Genomic DNA, 19960 nt, shown 5'->3' on the forward strand with positions numbered 1-19960 from the left:
TCGCTCAGTGACCGCGCGGCGCCTTCTCGTCGGAGGCAGCGGCCAGCGGGCGGGCGGCGCCGGAGAAGAAGCCCGACGCCACGATGAGTCCCACGATGATGAGCAGCGTGTTCAGCAGACCGATGTGCTCGCTGATGAAGCCGAGGATCGGCGGCCCGCAGAGGAACGCGACGTAACCGATCGTCGCCGCCGCACTCACCCGCGCCGCAGCGTGCTGCGGGTCGTCGGCAGCGGCCGACATGCCGAGCGGGAAGCCGAGGGACGCACCCATCCCCCACAGCGCCGCACCGACGAAGACGAGCGGCATGTTCGGGGCGAAGATGAACAGCACGAGTCCCACCGCCGCCGTCACGGCGAGCGAGCGCAGCACGACGACGCGGCCGAAGCGATCGACCAGCGGTCCGCCGAACACGCGCACCACGGTCATGGCGACGGAGAAGACGGTCAAGGCCGCGGGCCCGAGCGCCGGGTCGGCTCCGTGATCGTCGACGACGGCGAGGGAGAGCCAGTCGTTCGCACCGCCCTCGGCGAAGGCCATGCCCAGGATGATGACGCCCAGCGTGTAGGTGCGGGGCTCCTTCCACGCGCTCAGAGCGAGACGGATGCGTTCGCCCCATCCCTTCGGGGCATCCTCCGCGTCGACGTCCATCGCGACGTCGCGCACCGGCACGTTGGATGCCGTCACGACGGCCAGGACGGCGATGACGACGGCGACGATCGCCGTGTGGGCCACGACGCTGAACGCGATGGCGGCGGCCGCCGTGCCGAGGCCCGCGCCGATCACGGTGCCGAAGCTGAAGAAGGCGTGGAACAGAGGCAGGATCGTCTTGCCGGTCTGCTTCTCGATCGCCGCGCCCTCGACGTTCATCATCACGTCGAGGGAGCCGTTGCCGAAGCCGAAGAGCGCGAGTCCCGCCAGCACGACCCCGTAGGTGTGCAGGTAGTCGGTGCCGACGCCGATGAGCACGAGTCCGAGCACGACGAGGAAGAGCGCTCCGAGCATGCCCTTGCGAGCGCCGAACCGAGCGAGGATCGCGGAGCTCGCCGTCAGGCCGAGGATCGAGGCGACACCCATTCCCAGCAGCAGCATGCCGACCTGGATGTTGTCGATACCCAGCGCAGTCTTGATCGCCGGCACGCGGGACGCCCACGTCGCGATGCTCAGACCGCTCGCGAGGAAGATGGCGAAGACGGCTGTGCGCCAACGCACGACCTGGGAACGGGACAGCACTGCTTCCATGCCCACACCTTACCGAATCGATTCGATCCTTGTCGCGGCGCGGGGGGTTAGCATCGAGGGACCATGAACGCACGCCGTGCCACCATCGCCGACGTCGCCCGTCAGGCGGGAGTCGCCGCCTCGACCGCGTCGGTGGTGTTCAGCGGCAAGACCGCGGTCTCCGACGCCACCCGTGCGCGCGTGCTCGCCGCTGCCGCCGAACTCGGCTACTCCGGACCCGATCCGAGGGCAGCGTCGCTCCGTCTCGGACGCTCCGGCGTCGTCGGCGTCGTCATCGGCGACCGGCTGCGCGCGGCCTTCCGCGACCCCGTCACGACGATCATGCTGGACGGCCTCGCCGAGGGCGTCGCCGAGCGCGGCAGCGGCCTGCTGCTGCTTCGTGACGACGAACCGGGCGGAGCAGCCCTCCCCGCCGCCCCTGCCGACGCCTTCGTGCTCATCGGCTGCAGCACGCGGCTTCGCGCCGATCTCGAGGTGCTGCAGCGCCGGGGGGTCCCGGTCGTCGTGGTGGAAGGGGATGCGGGCGCGGGGATCCCCCGCATCCGGCTGGACAACCGCGACGCGCAGGCCGTCATCGCCCGGCACGTGCGAGAGCTCGGCCACCGACGCGTCGTCGTGGTCGCTCTTCCCGTCGGCGGGGGACACGGCACGGGCTGGTTCGATCCGCAGGCGGCCTCGCAGATCACCGTCGACGTCACCCGCGAACGTCTCGAAGGCGCCCTCGATGTGTTCGAGGATGCCGGTGTGTACGCGGCGGGGGCGAGCCTCATCGACGAGGGCTATTCCGCCGGCCGCGCCATCCTGACGGCCCCGGGCCCGCGACCCACGGCGATCCTCGCCCAGAGCGACGTGCTGGCCGCGGGCATCATCCGAGCCGTCCACGATGCCGGGCTGCGCGTACCCGAGGACGTGAGCGTCACGGGGTTCGACGGCGTCTCGGTCGACGGCGTCGCGCCGCTCACCCTGACGACGATGGTGCAGCCTGCTGCCGAGAAGGGGCGTGCCGCGGGCATCGCCGTGTCGGCGATGCTCGAGGGCGTCGTGCCCCCCGACATCCTGCTGACCTCTGTGTTCCGTCCGGGTAATACGACGGGCCCCGTTTCGGCTGCTGTGGTGCCGAGCGCCTCATCCGCCCCGTAGAATAGAGAGCGACACCCCGATCGCCTGAGTGGTTCCGCCTGCCACGGAGCCCCGACGACCACGAGGAGGCCGCGTTTGCTGGTACTCCTCGCTGCGTTCGCCCTCGTCCCCCTGCTGCTCCCCTGGCTGGTTTCCCGCCTCGGAGCTCGCGCGTTCGCGGTGGCGGCTCTCCTGCCGATCATCGCCTTCGGGCACACGTTGTGGCTCGCACCGCAGGTGCTTTCGGGGAGCATTCCTTTCGAGACATACGAGTGGATGCCCTCGCTCGGTATCCAGCTCTCGATGCGGATGGACACGCTCAGCTGGGTGCTGACGCTCATCGTGACCGGCGTCGGCGCTCTGGTGATGCTCTACTGCCGCTGGTACTTCGCGGGCAAGCGCGAGGGCCTCGGCCAGTTCTCCGCCGTGCTCCTCGCCTTCGCCGGCGCGATGTACGGGCTCGTCCTCACCGACGACATCGTCGTGCTGGTCATGCTGTGGGAGATCACGAGCGTGCTCTCGTATCTGCTGATCGGCTACTACCACGCACGTGGCGTCAGCCGACGCGCGGCACTTCAGGCATTGCTCGTCACGACGCTCGGCGGGCTCGTGATGCTGATCGGCGTCGTGTTGTTCGTCGTGGAGGCGGGAACGACGAGCATCTCCACGATCCTCGCCGAGGCCCCCACCGGCCCCGCCGTCAACGCCGCCCTCGTCCTGCTCCTGGTCGGAGCGCTCAGCAAGTCGGCGATCTTCCCGTTCCACTTCTGGCTCCCCGGCGCCATGGCCGCGCCCACGCCCGTCAGCGCCTACCTCCACGCGGCGGCGATGGTCAAGGCCGGCGTCTACCTGATCGCCCGCTTCGCGCCCGTCTACGCGGAGGCCGATCCCTGGCGTCCGATCATCGTCTGCCTCGGCGTGTTCACGATGCTGCTCGGCGGTGTGCAGGCCCTGCGCGAATCCGACCTCAAGCGCATCCTCGCCTTCGGCACGGTGAGCCAGCTCGGGTTCCTGACGGTCGTCCTCGGTTTCGGCACGAGGGAGGCCGCACTCGCGGGCCTCGCGCTCCTGCTGAGCCACGCGCTCTTCAAGTCCTCGCTGTTCCTCGTCGTGGGTGTCATCGACCGGCAGCTGTCCACCCGTGACATCAACGAGCTCTCCGGAGTGGGGCGGCAAGCGCCGACGCTCGCGACCTTCTCGATCATCGCGGTCGCCTCCATGGCAGGGGTCATCCCCACCATCGGGTTCGTCGCGAAGGAATCCGCGCTTGCGGCGTTCCTCGACGACGGATCGGTGTGGGCGACGGTCGCGCTCATCGGCATCCTCATCGGTTCGGCGCTGACGGCCGCGTACGGCATCCGCTTCATCTGGGGCGCTTTCTGGACCAAGAAGGATGCGGACGGCACTGCGCGGGAGCGCACCGAGTGGCCCGACCCGCCGGTCGGCTTCCTCGCGGCGCCCGTCATCCTCTCCGGCCTCACTCTCGTATCGGGTCTGGCCGCACCCTGGGTCGACACCGCGTTCGCGCGATACGCCGAGCTCGCTCCGCCCGCCGGAGAGAAGGCCACGCACCTGGCGCTGTGGCACGGGTTCGAGCCCGCGCTGTTCCTGTCGCTCGGCACCCTGGCGGTGGGCGCGTTCCTGTTCTGGTTCGCTCTCAAGGTGCGCTGGTCCGAGCGTCGCCGGATCCTCCCGTTCACCGCCGCCGACGCCTACAACGCCGTCCTGCGTCTGATCGCACGCGTCTCGGTGTGGACGACGACGCTCACGCAGCGCGGTTCGCTGCCCGTCTACGTCGGCACGATCTTCGTCGTCTTCGTCGTCTCGCAGGGCGTCACCCTGTTCGCCGCTCCCGAGTGGCGCGCGCAGCTGGATGCCTGGCAGTCCCCCACCCAGGTCTTCGTCGCCCCCATCATGATCGTCGCGGGCATCATCGCGGTGCGCGCCCGGAAGCGCTACACGGGCGTCGTGCTCGTCTCGGTCACCGGCCTGGGCATGGTGGTGCTCTTCGCGACGAGCGGCGCCCCCGACCTGGCTCTGACGCAGATCCTCATCGAGACCGTCACGCTCGTGGCATTCGCGCTCGTGCTGCGGCGCATCCCGGCCCGGATGGGCGACCACAACGCGTCGGTCGCGCCGATCGCGCGCGCCGTGCTGGCCGCAGCCGTCGGTCTCACGATGGCATTCGTCGCGATCGTCGCCACTTCCGCGCGCGTCGAGGCGCCGATCTCGCTCGCCTTCCCGGAACTCGCCTACGAACTGGGCCACGGGCGCAACGTCGTCAACGTCGCCCTGGTCGACCTCCGCGGCTGGGACACGATGGGCGAGCTGTCGGTGCTCATCCTCGCGGCCACCGGCGTCGCCTCACTCGTGTTCGTCACCCACCGCTCCGACACGCTCTCCGACTTCACCAAGCCGCTTCCCCGCATCCCCCGCCGTCGTCCGCTGCTCGAGACCTCGGAGGGACTGCGCCCCCAGGGCGCGGGTGAGAGCGGCCGTCGCGCCTGGCTCGTGGGAGGAGCCAAGGTCAAGCCGGAGAACCGCTCGATCCTGCTCGAGGTGGTCGTGCGGATCCTGTTCCACTCGATCATCATCGTGTCGCTGTACGTGCTGTTCGCCGGTCACAACCTTCCCGGCGGCGGGTTCGCGGGCGGTCTCATCGCGGGCATGGCGCTCGTGATGCGCTACGTCGCCGGCGGCCGCTACGAGCTCGGTGCCGCAGCCCCGACGGATGCGGGGCGTCTGCTCGGCGTGGGAATGCTGCTCGCCGTCGGCACCGCCGTCGTGCCGCTGTTCTTCGGCGTCGACCCCCTGACGAGCACCTGGTTCGACGCGACGCTCCCCGTGCTCGGCCACGTCGAGTTCGTGACGTCGACGATCTTCGACATCGGCGTGTACCTCGTCGTCATCGGACTCGTGCTCGACGTACTCCGCAGCCTCGGCGCCGAGGTCGACCGCCAGAAGCTCCAGCTGGAGCAGCAGGGGGCGGGAGCCCGATGAGTGTCTCCGTCGTCCTGATCGCCGTCATGGCCGTGCTCTTCGCGTGCGGCGTGTACGCGATGCTCGAACGGAGCCTCACGCGGGTGCTGATCGGCTTCCTGCTGCTCGGCAACGCCGCGAACCTGCTGCTTCTGATCGTGATGGGCTTCCCCGGAACCGCGCCCTTCTTCGCGAAGGGCGCCGATTCGGCGGAGTTCTCCGACCCGCTCCCCCAGGCGCTCACGCTGACGGCGATCGTGATCACCTTCGCGGTCTCGGCGTTCCTGCTCGCGCTCATCTACCGCTCCTGGCAGCTGGGCCAGGCCGACACCGTCGAGGACGACGTCGAGGACATCGCCCTTCGCGGTCGCGCCGCCCAAGACGAAGAGGCGATGGAGGACGAGTTCACCGCCGACGATGCGACGACGGACTTCGTGGATGCGGCGAGCGTTCCCATCACGGTGCTCGGCAGCCTCGACGTGCCCGGCATCCGAGACGACGCGCCGACCGACCGACCGACCAGCAGGCGCGATGACAACGAGGAGGGCGAGCGATGAACGCACTGGTTCCCCTCCTGGTCACCCTGCCGCTCATCGGTGCGGCCATCGCCCTGGTGTTCGGCCGGCGTCGTCGCGTGCAGGTCGCCGTCTCGATCACGACCCTGACCGCGGTGCTCGCCATCGCGGCCGTGCTCCTCGTGGTCGTCGACTCGGGGCAGCCGCTCGCCGTGGCGGTCGGCGGCTGGCCGATCCCGTTCGGCATCGTGCTGTACGTCGATCGGCTCGCCGCGCTGCTCGTGGTGGTCTCGAGCGTCGTGCTGCTCGCGGTCCTGCTCTTCTCGGTCGGCCAGGGCGCCGCCGACGGAGACGACGAGACCCCCGTCTCGATCTTCCACCCGTCGTACCTCATCCTCGCGGCGGGGATCTTCAACGCGTTCATCGCGGGCGACCTCTTCAACCTTTACGTGGGCTTCGAGATCCTCCTTGTCGCGTCCTACGTGCTGATCACCCTCGGCGGCACCGAGTCCCGCATCCGTGCGGGCATCGTCTACATCGTCGTCTCGCTCGTCTCGTCGATCCTCTTCCTCGCCTCGATCGCCATGATCTACGGCGCCCTCGGCACCGTGAACATGGCTCAGATCGCCGAGCGGATGGGGGAGCTGCCGCAGCACGTCCAGCTCACGCTGCACCTGATGCTCCTTCTGGCCTTCAGCATCAAGGCGGCCGTCTTCCCGCTGTCGTTCTGGCTGCCCGACTCCTACCCGACCGCTCCCGCGCCCGTCACGGCCGTGTTCGCGGGCTTGCTGACCAAGGTCGGCGTCTACGCGCTCATCCGCACCGAGACGCAGCTGTTCCCCGACAGCGACGTGAACGTCCTGCTCCTGATCGTCGCCCTCGCCACGATGATCGTCGGTGTCCTCGGCGCGGTCGCCCAGGCGGAGCTCAAGAGGATCCTCTCGTTCACGCTCGTGAGCCACGTGGGCTACATGGTGTTCGGGCTCGCGATCGCGACCCCCGCGGCGATCGGCGCGACGATCTACTACATGGTCCACCACATCGTGGTGCAGACGACCCTGTTCCTCGCCGTCGGGCTCATCGAGCGCCGCGCCGGCAGCACATCGATTCTCAAGCTCAAGGGACTCATGCGCGCGGCGCCCGTGATCGCGGTGCTGTACTTCATCCCCGCCGTGAACCTGGGAGGGCTCCCCCCGTTCTCGGGCTTCATCGGCAAGTACGGCCTCTTCGACGCCGCAGCCCAGGTCGGCACGCCGCTCATGATGGTCCTGATCGTGGCCGGTATCGTCACTTCGCTGCTCACGCTGTACGCGCTCATGCGCGCCTGGAACCTCGGCTTCTGGCGTGAGGACGACGCGGACGAGCCCGAGGTCGAGGCGCGCGTCGAGTATCTCGGCAACGCCCCCGCCGCGGGCATCCAGACCGAACGCCGCGTCATCCCGCGTGTCATGACCGCGGCGACCGCGGGCATGGTCGCCGTCACTGTGGCCCTGACGGTGTTCGCCGGGCCCCTCTACGACATGTGCACCCGCATCGGCGACGCGCTGCTGCAGCCCGTCCAGCTCGTACAACTCGAGACGCAGTCCGGGGAGGTCGATCAGTGATCCGGCACCTCCGCGGCCCCAAAGGACTCATCGCCCAGACCTGGCGGCAACTGCCGTTCTTCCTGTGGCTCGTCGCCCTGTGGATGCTGCTGTGGGGTCAGTTCACGGTCATCGCGTTCCTGACCGGGCTCGTGGCGGCGATCCTCGTCACGCGCATCTTCCGGTTGCCGCCGGTGGAGCTCTCCGGGCGCGTCAACCTCTGGTACGGTCTCGTCTTCGTGCTCGCCTTCCTGGGGGCGCTCGTCAAGGGTTCGCTGCTCGTCGCCTGGCAGGTCGTGAACCCCCGGCGCTATCCGGGGGTCGCGGTGATCGCCGTACCGCTCGCGACGAACGATGAGCTGATCCTCGCGCACACCGCCGTCACCGCATCCCTCATCCCGGGATCGCTCGTGATCGACATCGACCGCGACGAGAGCGTCCTGTACCTGCACGTCATCGGCGTGAGCTCGGACGCGGATGTGGAGGCGCAGCGTCGCCAGGTGCAGCGGTGGGAGCAGCGGATCGTTCGCGCCGTCGGCTCGCGCGCACAGCTCGCGCAGGTCGCGCCGGCCCGCACGGGTCGCGCCCAGGCGAAGGAGGCCAGCCGATGAACCCGCTGCTCGTGGCGATCTACCTCGTCTTCGCGGTGGCCGCCCTGCTCACGCTCTGGCGTGTCATCACGGGGCCGTCGATCCTCGACCGGGCCGTCGCCAGCGACGTGCTGCTGACCGAGGTCATGTGCGTGCTGGGGCGCCGAGATGGCGATCAACCACCACACCCGCACGCTGCCGGTGCTGCTGGTGATCGCCGCGATCGGTGTGTTCGGATCCATCTCGATCGCGCGGTTCGTCGCGAGGAAGGATGCGAACCAGCGATGATCGCGCACGTCCAGGCGGATGCGGGATTCCCGGTCGACGCCGTCCTCGACACCACGGCCCTCGTGCTGATCCTCATCGGCGCGCTCCTGTGCCTCACGGCGGCGATCGGCCTGCTGCGCTTCCACGACGTCCCGACGCGACTCCACGCGGCGACCAAGCCGCAGGTGCTCGGTTTCCTGCTGATCTGCCTGGCGATCGCGTTGTCGGTCCGCAGCTGGGCCGCGGTGGCCTTCCTCATCCCGATCGCCCTGATCCAGCTCGCGACCGCGCCGCTGTCGGCGCACATGGTGGGGCGGCAGGCTTACCGCAACCGCACGCTGGACGAGGACGCGATGTACGTCGACGAGCTGCGCGACAAGGATCCCGACCCGACCTGATCCGCTTAGGGAGGCCGAGCTCCTGTCTCGCGGCGTCTACCGCGCGGACGCACTCGGCACAGATTGCCCCGCTCACCGCGAAGTGCTCCCGGTCGCGGGCCGAGGCGAGACCGAGCGCGACCCGCGCGAGGAGGAGCCCGTCGGTTCCGCACGCAGGGGGCGAGGATTCGATGAGCTCGCGCGCGTAGTGGGTGCGCAATGCGGTTCTCGCGCGGTGCAGCACAGTCGAGACATTGGTCGTCGACATGCGGAGGGCTCGAGCGATGTCGGCGCGGGAATGACCCGCGGCCTGCAGGATCAGGACCCGCTGCTGTGTCGGAGCCAGACGACGCAGGGCGGCCAGGGCCCATCGCATCTGTGCGTCCCGGACCAGTATGTCGCCGACCTCGCCGGGAGCCGCTGGCCATTCGTCGGCGCTGATCGATGGAAGGCGGGCCTCCTGCTTGCGTCGCTCGACGATCGAGGTCTGCGTGACACGGAAGAGATATGCCCGGAGATTGCTGATCGCCAGGAACCGCTCCTCGCCCAGAGTGAGCACGCGGGTGAAGGCGTCGGAGACGACGTCGTCGGCGTCAGCGGGGGCTTCGCCGAGGCGTGCCGCGAACCGACGGAGCTCCGGGGCGTATCGACGAAAGGCGTCCGCTGCCAGAGCACGTCTCTTGTACGCGTGGTCGACCATTGCTGCCTCCGCTCCCCGTTGAGCAATGAGACATTAGCATGTATACATGCATTCAGCCGGGGTGAGTCTCAGCGCCGTCGGGGTGATCTGAGCGACAACGTGAGGCCTCCCGCGCCGAGAGCGAGACAGGCGGTGCCGACGAGAAGCCAGGCCCACTCCGGGGGAACACCTGTGACTGGGAGAAGCGTCTCGCGGGGAACCATCCCGTCGACCAGGGTTCCGAGCGGTGGATCCTCATCGGTGGCCACGGCAGCCCACACGGTGACCGTCACCGCTCCGGACAGGTCCTGCCGCACGTCGTTGAGGTCACGCACGACGTCCCCGGAAAGATGCGCGGAAGATCCCGGCCCCAGCCGGCCGAGCGAGACGGTGATCGGGAGTGAACCTGCGTTCGTCGCGCGCAGCGCTGTCTCGCCGTCGCGGCTCAGCGAGAGCATCGGCGCTTCATCGGAGTGCGACATGTCGCCGGAGAGACTTGCGAGGAGCATGACCGGCTGGCGCGAAGCGTTCGACACGGACGTCTGCCAGTCCCGTTGCTCGCCGGGTGCGGGCATGAGCAGAGGGATCAACCCGGGATCCACACGGATGTCGACGGAGTCGACATCGACTCTCATCGCCGGGATCGTCGCGTCCGCACCGTCGGAGCGAATGTCGTGCGGGAGTGACATCAGTGCGGCCGCGGCGACCGCCAGAGCGGCTACCGCGATCAGAAGAGCGGCAGCAGTCATCCTCCTCGGCGAATCAGCCCTCGCGGAGGACGCGGGCGCGACGATGGCCGCCGCCGAGACTGGCAGGGCGATGGCGAGCACGGGGACGAGGGAGCCGGCGGCGAGCTCGTCCAGAAGGTTGCGCTCAAGACGCGGGCAGAGCTCGCAGCCAGCGCAGTGTTCGCGATAACGGCGCCTCTCTCTCGCTCCGGCGCGATCGGTGACGACGCGCGCGATGATCCCTGTGTCGAACCCGCATGCGGGGGGTGCGAGCTCCAGATACTCGAGTGCGTACGCGTAGCGCACGGCGGCGCGGGCGCGCTGCACGGCCGTTCGCACGCCCGTCGGCGTCATTCCGAGCTCGACGCCGACCTCTCCGGCAGGACGCGCATCGATCACGACGTGCTGCAACAAGGCCAACTGTCGAGCGTCGAGCCTGCTCATCGCGCGTTGCGCGAGTTGCACGGACACCTGGAGCGAGATGCCTTCTGAGAAATCCGGAACGGCGCGATCGATCTTCTCGTGCGTCGTCGGAAGGACCCGAGCCTCGTGTTCCTGAATGCGTCGCAGAGCGCTCCGGGTGACCGTGTAGAGATACGCGCGCAGATTCTCGATGCCGAGGAGCCGCTCGGCATCGAAGGTCAGCACGGTGGCGAAAGACTCCGCGACTGCGTCCTCCGCAGTCGCCTCGTTCGCACCGAGCCGACGCGCGTAGCGCACGAGCGCCGGGGCGTGGTCGTGGAACTCCTGCGCGATGCGTTCGCGCGCAGCACTGTCGGGTATGGCACTCATAGCGTGAAGCCCGGTCTGGACGAGACGGGTGCCTGGAACTGTAGCAGCCGTGCCGACGTGCGAACCTCCATTCAAGAGAATGGATTGAAGCGTTCCGGACGGTGCCGTCGCGCGCAGAACCCGATGAATTTCGCGAAGTGGTGTGACGGATCGGCTGGATCCGTGTCTCACCTGTGACGCCGCGTCGCGCCGCGTCGGGTTCCGCCTTCGGCATCCCCTTCACGATCAGAGAAAGAGCACGTATGAACACCACCACTCACTCGCGTGGCACCAAGCGCCTGGTCATCGCCGGCGGCTCGCTGCTCGCCGTGGCCGGCCTCGTCACGGCTGCCGCCTTCACCGACTTCGCCAACCTCAACCTCGGCAACGGGACGGATGACTCGGGCATCGGCGGCGACAACCGTTTCAACATCCAGGTCGTGGGCACGGATGGGGACGGCGTTCCGGTCCCCGGCACCTGGCAGGAAGCCGACACCGTCGAGGGTGTCAACATCGCCGTCGCCGGTGCCGACACGATCACGCCGGGGGACACGATCTCGGTCGACATCCCGTTCCGCAACGAGAGCCCGAAGCTGAGCGCCGACATCGGCTTCTCTCTCCAGGATCGTCCCGGTTACGTCTCCGATCCCGAGATCGCGGATGCCCTGCGTTACACGATCGCGCTGGATGGCACCACCGTTCTCAGCGCAGCCACGCAGGATGCCGTCGCGGATCTCGATCTCGGCACGTACGTGACGGGAGCGCAGGGAACCCTCAGCGTGAGCATCTCGCTGCCCGATCAGGGCAGCGAGGCGGCCAACAATGCGCTGCAGTCGAAGGTGTCCTACGTGCAGGCTCACTTCGCGGCGACCTCGGTCCAGCCGTGATCCTTCGGCTGGACGCTTCCGCACCGGAAGCGTCCAGCCGCGCGGACACTGACACCGACGATTGAGGAACCGACGATGAGAGTTATGAATAGTGGGCGGGCGCGCGCGGTGCTGGCCGTGGGGATGCTCGCCGCGGGCGGTGCGCTCGCCACCGCGGCAGCCTTCACGGATCACGCTGATGTGCGAATCGACCTGGACGGTTCACTCAACCGTTTCGACATCGTGACCGCGGGTGGCGTCGGTCTCGACCCCCAGACGTGGTCGCCCGAGACGGCCGGCTGGCAGCAGGGGAATCCGGATGCGGTCCCGCTCGGCGCCGGGGATGACGAGGGAATCCTCATCTCCCCCGGGGGCTCCGTACGCGCGGTGATCGCCGTCAAGAACGACAGCCCGCGCCTGAATGCGGCGATCTCGCTCACGGTGCAGGATCCGACTCCCCGCGGAAGCGCTACCGATCCGGCGACAGGGAGGTATCTGGAACTCTTCGACCAACTCGTCTTCACCGTGCGAGAGGTCGACGGTCCCGTCCTGCTGGATCACGTCGCGGCGCCGGAGTTGACCCCTCATGTCTTGCCGCAGGTCTTCGCGACGGGTGAGTGGAAGAAGCTCGAAGTGACGATCGACCTGCCCGACAGCGTCGACAATCGTTGGCAGGGCGCAACGACCGATGTGTTGTTCTCGTTCCACGCGGTGCAGTCATGACGCCCCTCGTGAAGCGGACGGGTCGCGCTCGTGCGGCTCTCGCATCGGGGCTTCTGCTTGCGTCGGTCGTAGCGCTGAGCGCCGCATCGTTCACTGACAACGCGCTCCTCAACTTCGGTACGGGTGCTGCGGGCTCTGGGGTGGGCAACCCCGACAAGTTCGACATCGCGGTCCTCGACGCCGCCGGACAGTGGCAGGACGCCGCCTCGCCATCCGGTGCCGTCGTGCTCTCCCCCACGACGGGTGCTGCTTTTTCGGAAACGACCCCCGTCGTCTTCGAGGCCACGTTCCTCAATCGCGCGCCCGGCGTCGCGGGCGATCTCACACTTCGACTCTGGGATCCCGATCCGGCCGCGACGGGCGACCTCTATGACCAGCTGCGATTCACCGTCTACCTCGACGGGGCGACCACGGCCGCGGTGACGGAGGCGACGGCGGCAGATGTCAACGCCGCGGGGCTCGTCTTCTCGGACGTGCAGCCAGGGGTGGAGCACCGCGTGACGATTTCCGCCGTCCTCGCCGACGGCAGCGGGATCTCCGTGATCGGAAAGACCACGGCGGTCGGCGTCATGACGGAAGGGGAGAGTCGATGAACCGCAGGAATCGTGTCCGGAGGGCGGCTGTCGCTGTTGTCGCCTCGCTTCTCTTCACGGTGGTGGCGATCCCCGCCTCGGCCGCGGAGAACCTCATCGATGCGACGCCGGCATCCGTGAGTATTACGGCTCCCGCACCCGGCGAAACGGTCAGCTGGGACATGTCGGTGCGCAACATCACCACGGGCCCGCTTCCCCTCGAGTTGAGCATCTCCGATGATGGCGGACGCTTGTTGGAGGGGCCGACGCCGATCACGGTGACCGTTCGGGAGCGCGAAACCTCGCGCGTCGTGGCGGAGGGGAGCCCTGCAGACCTACGGGGCATGACGCTCACCCTTCCCGACCTCGCCGCCGGCGCCGAGTACGGGCTCGTCGGTTCAGCCACCCTCCCCGCCCAGGCGGACAACACCTACCAGGGCGCCTCGGCGACGCTCGACTTCCGATTCGTCGCCGTCGCCTCGGCCGCTCCGCCGGCGCTGGCGATCACGGGCCAGGACCTCTTCGCGGTGACCGTCATCGCCGCCGCGGGGGCGACGGTGCTGATCCTCGGCCTCTGGCTGGCCCTGTCGCGCCGGCGAAAGGAAAACTACGCATGACGAACATCACTCGACGCAGAGCGATTGCGGCTCTCACGCTGGCGATCGCGGGAACGACGGTGGCCGCCGCGCTCGTTCCCTCCGCCGCGGCCTACCGTGACGACGCATATGCCCGGACGGATGCGATCGGGGTCGTCGCGACCCCGCCGTTCGCTCCGGGGCTCTCACGCAACTCCCGCATGGTCGACACCGGGCTCGGGCTCTCGTCCGCCGGCAACGTCTACGTCTGGGGTCTCACGTCGCTGAACATCAACGGCGGCGCCGCGAACCCCGGTGGGCAACAGTCGCCGCAGCAGGTCCCATTTCCGACCGGGACGACAATCTCACAGGTCAGCGGCATGATCTACGACGTCAATGCACTGGACGCGATGGGCCAGGTCTGGGGGTGGGGCTCCGACAACACCCGAAACGGGACCGACACCACCCGACCCTCCGGTGCCCCGCAGCGGCTGCGCATCGGCACGGCGTGGAACGGCGCCGGTGCGCTCCTCGACTCGGTCGTCGCATTGTCCTCGACCGAGACGGCCGGCGCAGGCATCCGATCGGACGGGACGGTGTGGCACTGGGGGGCGTCGACCGGATATGGCGGCAACAGCGGTGCCGGTGCGAGCCAGCTCGCCGGTCTTCCCGACCCGTCCGTGGCGGGTCAGCGTCCCGTCTACCTCAAAGGCGCCTACACGAACTTCTTCGTGATCCTCGAGAACGGAGACGTCTATTACTGGGGCGGCGTGGGAGGAAGCAGTCTGCCACCGGGCACGCCTAATGCCGGAGCGACGGCGACGAAGCTGACGGCGCTCTCGCCGTGGATGAAGGCCAATGTCGCCGCGGGTGCCCCGTACATCGTCGCCGTCGACGGCGGCATCAACATGGGTGCCGCGCTGCTCTCGGATGGGACGGTCCTCAGCTGGGGTTCCAGCGCGAGTCGGACGGGGCGCGGTGCGCCCACCTCGCCGGCACTCGTTCCGACGTTGAGCGGAGTGGTGTCCATGCAGTTCGGGTACACCGGAGTCGTTCTCCTCGACGGCCAGAGCCGTCTGTGGGGGTATGGCGCGGCCGATGACTACGGCAACAATCCGCTCCTGCCCGCGATCCTGGACACGAACATCGCGCAGTACGCCGCGGGGCAGGGGTACTACCTCTGGCAACGGCAGGACGGGACCTTCTGGGGTCGGGGGTACAACCCTCAGGGCGCCATCGGTCTGCCGGTCGGCACGCAAGGGGCCAACCGACAGATCCTCTTCTCCGGTCAGAACGCACTTGAGGTGGTGGCGCAGTGAATCAGACGACGACCCGACGTCGACGTCGGCTCCGCAGGACGAGGCGGTGGGATTCCGCCCGTGCGCTCATCGCCGCGGGTGCTCTGCTGATCGCCGGGTTCGGGGTTTCCAGCGCAGCGCTCACCGACAGGGCCAACTTGAATCTCGGTGAAGACGGGATCGGTTTCTCCGGTGTCTTCGACATCGCGGTGATCCGCCCCGACGGACTCGTCGAGCAGGCCACCGAGCCCGCGGGATACGACTGGGTCGTGACGGGGGCCGAGCGACTGGTCCCCGGCCACGAGATCACGACGGACGTGTCTCTCTTCAACAACACTGATCGGCTCGCTGCCGATGTGACGTTCTCCATCGTCCTGCGCAACGGTGACGGCACGGTAGCGCCCGGGGTGCCGAACATCGCTCCGCTCCTGCGCTTCAGCGCGCAGGACGCGTCGGGTGATCCGCTCTTCACGGGCGTGACGTGGGAGCAGGCGAGCGCCTCGCTCGGGACGCTCGGGGCCCGCGGTCTCGACCCGCTGAGTGCAGGGGAGGCATACACCCCGGGAGCTTCGGGCAGCGACACTTCCTTCACTCTGACCATCTCGTATCCCGACGCGCCCGGCGTCGAAGACTACAACGGCGGTCAGGCGGCGATCGGGATCCGCTTCCACGCGAGCTCGGTGACACCGTGAGCACGCGAAGCCGGGTCGCTGGCCGCGGGGGAAGCATCCTTCGTGTCTACGGCGCGGCCCGATCGGGTGTGCTGACCTTGGCCGGGGTGCTCGGAGCCATCTGCATCCTCGTCTTCCTCGCTGCGCTCGTGACGAACGTCAGGCCCGTCGTGGTGATCTCCGGTTCGATGGCGCCCGGCATACCTGTCGGCTCGGTCGTGTTCACCCAGGAGGTCCCGGCCGACGATGTCGTCGTCGGCGACATCGTCACGGTGCAACGGCCTCGAGACCTCGGCCTGGTGACTCACCGGGTCGTCCAGGCCACGTCCATCGAGGGAGGAGGAGCATCGCTCATCCTCCGTGGTGATGCGAACGACACCGACGATCCGCAGCCGTACGACGTCCGTACGGTCGGCAAGTACATCTTCCACATCGTCGGCTTGGGCTACGTGACGCTCGCGCTCCAGAGCGGGAGCGGGTGGTTCATCATCGGAGGTGTCGCGGTCTTCCTCATCGGGCTCTTCGTTCTGGATCCGTCACGTCTGGGAGCCGATGCGCGACCGGTCGCGCTGCGAGAACGGTCTGAGGAGGCCGACGGCCGGCCGCAGACACGCCGTGGGGCGCGAGGGTGAGTGTGACGGTCGTGCGCGACATGGTGAGTGGGGTGGGGGGCTCGGACGATCGAGTCGGGTTGGTTGAGGTGGTCGATGTCCTCGATCGGGACCTCCTCGACGCCGTCCTCGAGGATCCGGTGCAGGTCTCCCAGCTCGTCGATCGGTTGTCCGAGGGTGAAGCGGTCCGCGACGGTGTCGTAGAGGTCCTGCGTCGCACCGGCATGCTTCGTTGGCTGGCCGGGGCGGTGCCGAGCGGCAGGTGGCCCTCGATCGGGTCGTGGGAGGATCCCGCCGACGACGAGATCGACGCGTACCTCGTCGGTGGACTCATCTTCCATCGCCGACGTGGTGACCTCGTCGAGGCATCCGCGTTCGCCGCGTCGCTGAGCGAGAGGCTGGAGGTGACGCCGAGATCCTCGACGACGGCTTCCGACGCATTCATCCGTGGCGAGCTGGCTCTTACGGAGGTGCTGAGGGGTCGGTTCTCGGAGGGGGTGCGCGAAGCGGAGCGTGCGATCGCTGCGTCGGGAAGAGAGGATCCCCGGCTGCGTCGACATCTTCTCGCGCTCATGTCGCTCGCGCTCGCAGCGGACGGGAGGTTGGTCGCCGCCTCCGATGCGATCGCCCGCACGGAGAAGGTGTCCGCGAGCGAAGGGTGGTTGTCGCGCGTTGACGACGAGCGGCTGCTGCTGGCGCGCGGGTTGCTGGCGGTCGAGCGCGCCGATCCCGGTGCGGAGCGGTTGCTGGAGCGGGTTGATGACGATCTCATCGACGAGCTCTGGCCGTTGCTCCTGTTGGCGCGCGTGCGCTGGCGCCTCGGTCGTGGCGAGGTGGATGCGGCCAGCCGCCTGCTGGAGGATCCTGTGCCTGGCCCGCGTCTGCTTCTGCCGGGCTCGCTGGCGTGGCATGTGGTTCGCAGTCAACGCCTCGCTGTGCGCATGGTGGAGGGCACGCGGGAGCATGGCGACCACATTCCCATCGAAGAGGCTCGCGAGTCGTCTTTCTCGCTGTGTGTGCTGCTCGCGGAGCAGTCGCCCCCGCTCGAGGCGGTCACGCGCGCGAGAGAGGTCCTGGACCGTGGTGAGGTCGGGCCTGTGGCGCGAGCGGAGCTCCTTCTGGCGGTCGCGGCGCATTCGTCCGGCATCGAGGAAGAGACCGCGCTTCGGGAGGCCGGCGAGATCATCGAGCGCGAACGTCTCGAACGGCTTCGCGATGTTGTCGACAGTCGAGCCCGCCGTGCCGAGAGGCGGGCGTCCTCCCCGCGGAGCGCATGGCCCGGTCGTCGGGCCGACGTTCTGACTCGCCGCGAGCGCATCGTCCTCGCGCGGATCGCGGAGGGCGACACCGTGGCCGAGGCCGCAGCCGCGCTGAAAGTCAGCGCGAACACGGTGAAAACTCAGCTGAAGTCGATCTACCGACGACTCGGGGTCGCGTCCCGCGCGGAAGCAGTCATCGAAGCCTCACGACGCGGCATCATCGACTAGGTCGCGCGTTATGCCGTTGCGGCCTCATGGCCGTTCGGCCACGATCTCGTCGGCGTTCGTGGCGATCCACTCCAGCAGCGGCAGCATGCGCGCCATGAGGTCGCGACCGCGGTCGGTGAGCCGGTACTCGACGTGGGGCGGCACCGTCGGGAAGGACTCGCGCTCGACGAAGCCGTCCGCGGTGAGCAGACGCAGCGTCGATGCGAGCATCTTCTCGCTGATGCCGTCGACGGCACGCCGAAGCTCGCTCCAGCGGAGCGTCCCTCCCACGAGCGCCGACAGCACGAGCACGCCCCATCGACTCATCACGTGGTCGAGCACCGTCCGCGTGGGACACGCGTGGGTGAACAATCCCTCGGGCAGGGCCTGCAATTTCACAAAACTCACCATGACGTGGGTACCTTACTCCAAAGTGGGTACCTGACAAAGGGAATGTCCCGGGGGGAAGGTGGGCTTACCCCCACATACCGGATCGAAAGGACACCCCCATGACCATTCTCGTCACCGCCGCCAGCGGACACCTCGGCCGCCTCATCGTCGAAAGCCTGCTCGAGCGCGGCGTCGCCGCATCCGACGTCATCGCGGGCTCCCGCAGCCTCGACAAGGTCGCCGGCCTGGCCGACCGGGGCGTGCGCACGGCCGTCGTCGACTACGAGGCCCCTGAGACGCTCGACGCTGCCTTCGCCGGGATCGACCGCCTCGTGCTCGTCTCGGGCTCCGAGATCGGCAAGCGCTTGCCCCAGCACCAGGCGGTCATCGACGCCGCCGTAGCCGCGAACGTCGGCGGGCTGGTCTACACGAGCGTCTATCACGCCACCACGAGCCCGCTGCCCCTGGCGGCCGAGCACGTCGCCACCGAAGAGGCGCTCGCCGCATCCGGCCTTCGCTACACGGTCCTTCGCAACAACTGGTACATCGAGAACTACGCGCAGGATGTGGCCCGCGCCGCCGAGTCCGGTGTGATCGCCGCCGCCGTCGCCGACGGGAAGGTGGCCGCTGCCGCCCGCGCCGACTACGCCGAGGCCGCGGCCATCGTCGCGACCGACGATGCGTACCTCGGACGTGTGCTCGAGCTCGCCGGCGACGTGGCGTTCGACTACGCCGATCTCGCCGCCGCCGCAGCCGAGATCCACGGGCGCGACGTGACGTATGTAGCGCTGTCCGAGGAGCACCTGCTCGAGACGCTGCGCGGTGTCGGCCTCGACGAGGGCACGGCGGAGTTCGTCGTCGCGCTGGACGCGGGGATCGCCGCCGGCGCCCTCGACTCCGAGGATCACACGCTGTCGGAGCTGATCGGACGTCCGACGACGCCGCTGGTCGAGGGACTCCGCGCCGCGCTCTGATCCGGATATGAGGGAGGGGCACCCGCGCCATGCGGGTGCCCCTCCCTCATGAGCTTCTCAGTACCAGCTGGTCGCCTGCGAGTGGCCCCACGCCGCGCACGGCGTGCCGTAGGCGCGATCGATGTAGTCCAGACCCCAGCGGATCTGCGTGATCGCATTGGTCTGCCAATCCTCGCCGGCCGAGGCCATCTTGGATCCGGGCAGCGCCTGCGGGATGCCGGTCGCACCGCTCCCGTCGTTGTACGCCTGATAGTTCCAGCTCGACTCGCGCTGCCACAGCGCCTCGAGGCACGAGAACTGGTCGCCACCCCAGCCGTAGCTGTCGGCTGCCATCGTGCGGGCCGCTGCGCGGGCGCCGTCGGGAGTGTTGGCTTGCGCGATCGCGGCTGCTGCCGCTTCGGCCGCCGCCTGCTGCTCCGCGGCCACGCGGGCGTCGTACGCGTTGCGCTCAGCCGTGACGCGAGCCGTCGCGTCGCGGAGCACGGTGATGGACGCTTCGGCCACCGCATCCGAGAGCTCCGTGGAGGAACTCAACCGGGCGATCTCCTTGTCGAGCGTCGTCGTGTCGGCCTTCCCGGCCGCGGAGGCGGAGACGGAGTGCGCCAGCGAGAGGTAGAGCGACGCGTCGAGGTCGATCGCGCGGGGTGCGGGGTCTGCCGGAGGGGTGGAGACCGACGGGGTCGGCGTGGGAGCCGCGTCGTCGGAGGCTGCGAAGGCTGCCGTAGGAAGGAGGAGGGGGACGGCCACCACGAGGGCGGCAGCGCTCAACAGGGCGCGACGGAAGCGGGGCATAGGGCTCCAGGGTCAAGCGGCCTGCCTGACGCGGGGCACGGAGAACGCGCGGGCGCGAGTGACGTCGGGGACGATCACGCGCTGCGCCAGCAGGGTGGACAGGCCCCGTCGTCGGGGCTGCCGCCGTGCGAGTTCGGGCTCGCGGGCGACCTGGACACCGTAGGCGGGGTTTCT

19 protein-coding genes and 2 pseudogenes are annotated in these 19960 nt (G+C 68.8%); 16 read left to right on the plus strand and 5 right to left on the minus strand.

All coding sequences use genetic code 11. The annotated features are described in order from the left end of the window. Nucleotides 1-4: 4 nt before the first annotated feature. Nucleotides 5-1240, minus strand: a complete 1236-nt coding sequence (locus QE377_RS07890) for a sugar MFS transporter (protein WP_307321526.1) — start codon at nt 1238-1240, stop codon at nt 5-7. Nucleotides 1241-1303: 63 nt separating this feature from the next. Between QE377_RS07890 and QE377_RS07895 the strand changes: the two genes are divergently transcribed. The 7 genes and pseudogenes from QE377_RS07895 (at nt 1304) to mnhG (ending at nt 8691) form a co-directional block, all read left to right on the plus strand. Continuing rightward, the gene (locus QE377_RS07895; RefSeq protein WP_307321529.1) at nt 1304-2380 is read left to right on the plus strand and encodes a LacI family DNA-binding transcriptional regulator; all 1077 of its coding nucleotides are present in this window, start codon (nt 1304-1306) and stop codon (nt 2378-2380) included. Nucleotides 2381-2455: 75 nt separating this feature from the next. Further along, entirely contained in the window at nt 2456-5359 is a 2904-nt protein-coding gene (locus tag QE377_RS07900) for a Na+/H+ antiporter subunit A (RefSeq protein WP_307321532.1), read from the plus strand. Further along, nucleotides 5356-5895: a Na(+)/H(+) antiporter subunit C gene (locus tag QE377_RS07905; RefSeq protein ID WP_307321535.1), complete on the plus strand. Its 540-nt coding sequence runs from the start codon at nt 5356-5358 to the stop codon at nt 5893-5895. The genes QE377_RS07900 and QE377_RS07905 overlap by 4 nt, the downstream gene beginning before the upstream one ends. Continuing rightward, on the plus strand, nt 5892-7457 hold the full coding sequence (locus QE377_RS07910) for a Na+/H+ antiporter subunit D (RefSeq protein ID WP_307321538.1): 1566 nt from the start codon (nt 5892-5894) through the stop codon (nt 7455-7457). Before QE377_RS07905 ends, QE377_RS07910 begins: the two co-directional genes overlap by 4 nt. Then, nucleotides 7454-8047: a Na+/H+ antiporter subunit E gene (locus QE377_RS07915; RefSeq protein WP_307321542.1), complete on the plus strand. Its 594-nt coding sequence runs from the start codon at nt 7454-7456 to the stop codon at nt 8045-8047. The genes QE377_RS07910 and QE377_RS07915 overlap by 4 nt, the downstream gene beginning before the upstream one ends. After that, nucleotides 8044-8314, plus strand: a pseudogene (locus QE377_RS07920) (monovalent cation/H+ antiporter complex subunit F). The gene QE377_RS07915 and the pseudogene QE377_RS07920 overlap by 4 nt, the downstream one beginning before the upstream one ends. Next, on the plus strand, nt 8311-8691 hold the full coding sequence (mnhG, locus tag QE377_RS07925) for a monovalent cation/H(+) antiporter subunit G (RefSeq protein ID WP_307321544.1): 381 nt from the start codon (nt 8311-8313) through the stop codon (nt 8689-8691). Before QE377_RS07920 ends, mnhG begins: the two are co-directional and overlap by 4 nt. 202 nt (nt 8692-8893) lie before the next feature. Here the strand turns inward: mnhG and QE377_RS17365 are convergent. Then, nucleotides 8894-9370, minus strand: a pseudogene (locus QE377_RS17365) (RNA polymerase sigma factor); the annotation flags it as partial. A 68-nt stretch (nt 9371-9438) separates the two neighbouring features. Beyond that, nucleotides 9439-10869: an RNA polymerase sigma factor gene (locus QE377_RS07930; protein ID WP_307321547.1), complete on the minus strand. Its 1431-nt coding sequence runs from the start codon at nt 10867-10869 to the stop codon at nt 9439-9441. Between the two features lie 242 nt (nt 10870-11111). Here QE377_RS07930 and QE377_RS07935 point away from each other — a divergent pair, with 242 nt between their 5' ends. The 8 genes from QE377_RS07935 to QE377_RS07970 all read left to right on the plus strand — a co-directional run bounded on the left by QE377_RS07935 (nt 11112) and on the right by QE377_RS07970 (nt 17651). Beyond that, complete coding sequence (locus tag QE377_RS07935) at nt 11112-11735, plus strand: hypothetical protein (RefSeq protein ID WP_307321550.1); 624 nt, start codon at nt 11112-11114, stop codon at nt 11733-11735. A 75-nt stretch (nt 11736-11810) separates the two neighbouring features. Next, on the plus strand, nt 11811-12437 hold the full coding sequence (locus tag QE377_RS07940; RefSeq protein WP_307321553.1) for a hypothetical protein: 627 nt from the start codon (nt 11811-11813) through the stop codon (nt 12435-12437). Next, nucleotides 12434-13030, plus strand: coding sequence for a hypothetical protein (locus tag QE377_RS07945; RefSeq protein ID WP_307321556.1), 597 nt, complete (start codon nt 12434-12436; stop codon nt 13028-13030). The genes QE377_RS07940 and QE377_RS07945 overlap by 4 nt, the downstream gene beginning before the upstream one ends. Further along, entirely contained in the window at nt 13027-13626 is a 600-nt protein-coding gene (locus tag QE377_RS07950) for a hypothetical protein (protein ID WP_307321559.1), read from the plus strand. Before QE377_RS07945 ends, QE377_RS07950 begins: the two co-directional genes overlap by 4 nt. Then, the gene (locus tag QE377_RS07955) at nt 13623-14903 is read left to right on the plus strand and encodes a hypothetical protein (RefSeq protein ID WP_307321562.1); all 1281 of its coding nucleotides are present in this window, start codon (nt 13623-13625) and stop codon (nt 14901-14903) included. The genes QE377_RS07950 and QE377_RS07955 overlap by 4 nt, the downstream gene beginning before the upstream one ends. After that, entirely contained in the window at nt 14900-15574 is a 675-nt protein-coding gene (locus QE377_RS07960; RefSeq protein ID WP_307321564.1) for a hypothetical protein, read from the plus strand. Before QE377_RS07955 ends, QE377_RS07960 begins: the two co-directional genes overlap by 4 nt. Beyond that, a complete protein-coding gene (locus QE377_RS07965) occupies nt 15571-16185 on the plus strand; it encodes a signal peptidase I (protein WP_307321566.1) in 615 nt (204 codons plus the stop codon). The genes QE377_RS07960 and QE377_RS07965 overlap by 4 nt, the downstream gene beginning before the upstream one ends. A gap of 68 nt (nt 16186-16253) precedes the next feature. Beyond that, nucleotides 16254-17651, plus strand: a complete 1398-nt coding sequence (locus QE377_RS07970; protein WP_307325907.1) for a LuxR C-terminal-related transcriptional regulator — start codon at nt 16254-16256, stop codon at nt 17649-17651. A gap of 24 nt (nt 17652-17675) precedes the next feature. Here QE377_RS07970 and QE377_RS07975 read toward each other — a convergent pair whose 3' ends face one another. Further along, nucleotides 17676-18041 (minus strand): helix-turn-helix domain-containing protein, encoded by a 366-nt coding sequence (locus QE377_RS07975; protein ID WP_307321568.1) that lies wholly within the window; start codon nt 18039-18041, stop codon nt 17676-17678. A gap of 98 nt (nt 18042-18139) precedes the next feature. Between QE377_RS07975 and QE377_RS07980 the strand changes: the two genes are divergently transcribed. Then, nucleotides 18140-18994, plus strand: a complete 855-nt coding sequence (locus tag QE377_RS07980; RefSeq protein ID WP_307321571.1) for an NAD(P)H-binding protein — start codon at nt 18140-18142, stop codon at nt 18992-18994. A gap of 57 nt (nt 18995-19051) precedes the next feature. Here the strand turns inward: QE377_RS07980 and QE377_RS07985 are convergent, their stop codons facing one another. Continuing rightward, nucleotides 19052-19786 carry a hypothetical protein gene (locus tag QE377_RS07985; RefSeq protein ID WP_307321574.1) on the minus strand — a complete coding sequence of 245 codons (735 nt, stop codon included), beginning with the start codon at nt 19784-19786 and terminating at the stop codon, nt 19052-19054. Nucleotides 19787-19960: the final 174 nt, after the last annotated feature.

It is taken from the genome of Microbacterium sp. SORGH_AS_0862, from assembly GCF_030818795.1.
Lineage (GTDB): Bacteria > Actinomycetota > Actinomycetes > Actinomycetales > Microbacteriaceae > Microbacterium.

Coding starts and splice junctions, on each gene's coding strand:
- QE377_RS07975 (WP_307321568.1), bottom strand. CDS start 18,041: ATGGTGAGTTTTGTGAAATTGCAGGCCCTGCCCGAGGGATTGTTCACC.
- QE377_RS07895 (WP_307321529.1), top strand. CDS start 1,304: ATGAACGCACGCCGTGCCACCATCGCCGACGTCGCCCGTCAGGCGGGA.
- QE377_RS07940 (WP_307321553.1), top strand. CDS start 11,811: ATGAGAGTTATGAATAGTGGGCGGGCGCGCGCGGTGCTGGCCGTGGGG.
- QE377_RS07910 (WP_307321538.1), top strand. CDS start 5,892: ATGAACGCACTGGTTCCCCTCCTGGTCACCCTGCCGCTCATCGGTGCG.
- QE377_RS07980 (WP_307321571.1), top strand. CDS start 18,140: ATGACCATTCTCGTCACCGCCGCCAGCGGACACCTCGGCCGCCTCATC.
- QE377_RS07985 (WP_307321574.1), bottom strand. CDS start 19,786: ATGCCCCGCTTCCGTCGCGCCCTGTTGAGCGCTGCCGCCCTCGTGGTG.
- QE377_RS07935 (WP_307321550.1), top strand. CDS start 11,112: ATGAACACCACCACTCACTCGCGTGGCACCAAGCGCCTGGTCATCGCC.
- QE377_RS07945 (WP_307321556.1), top strand. CDS start 12,434: ATGACGCCCCTCGTGAAGCGGACGGGTCGCGCTCGTGCGGCTCTCGCA.
- QE377_RS07950 (WP_307321559.1), top strand. CDS start 13,027: ATGAACCGCAGGAATCGTGTCCGGAGGGCGGCTGTCGCTGTTGTCGCC.
- QE377_RS07955 (WP_307321562.1), top strand. CDS start 13,623: ATGACGAACATCACTCGACGCAGAGCGATTGCGGCTCTCACGCTGGCG.
- QE377_RS07905 (WP_307321535.1), top strand. CDS start 5,356: ATGAGTGTCTCCGTCGTCCTGATCGCCGTCATGGCCGTGCTCTTCGCG.
- QE377_RS07930 (WP_307321547.1), bottom strand. CDS start 10,869: ATGAGTGCCATACCCGACAGTGCTGCGCGCGAACGCATCGCGCAGGAG.
- QE377_RS07890 (WP_307321526.1), bottom strand. CDS start 1,240: ATGGAAGCAGTGCTGTCCCGTTCCCAGGTCGTGCGTTGGCGCACAGCC.
- mnhG (WP_307321544.1), top strand. CDS start 8,311: ATGATCGCGCACGTCCAGGCGGATGCGGGATTCCCGGTCGACGCCGTC.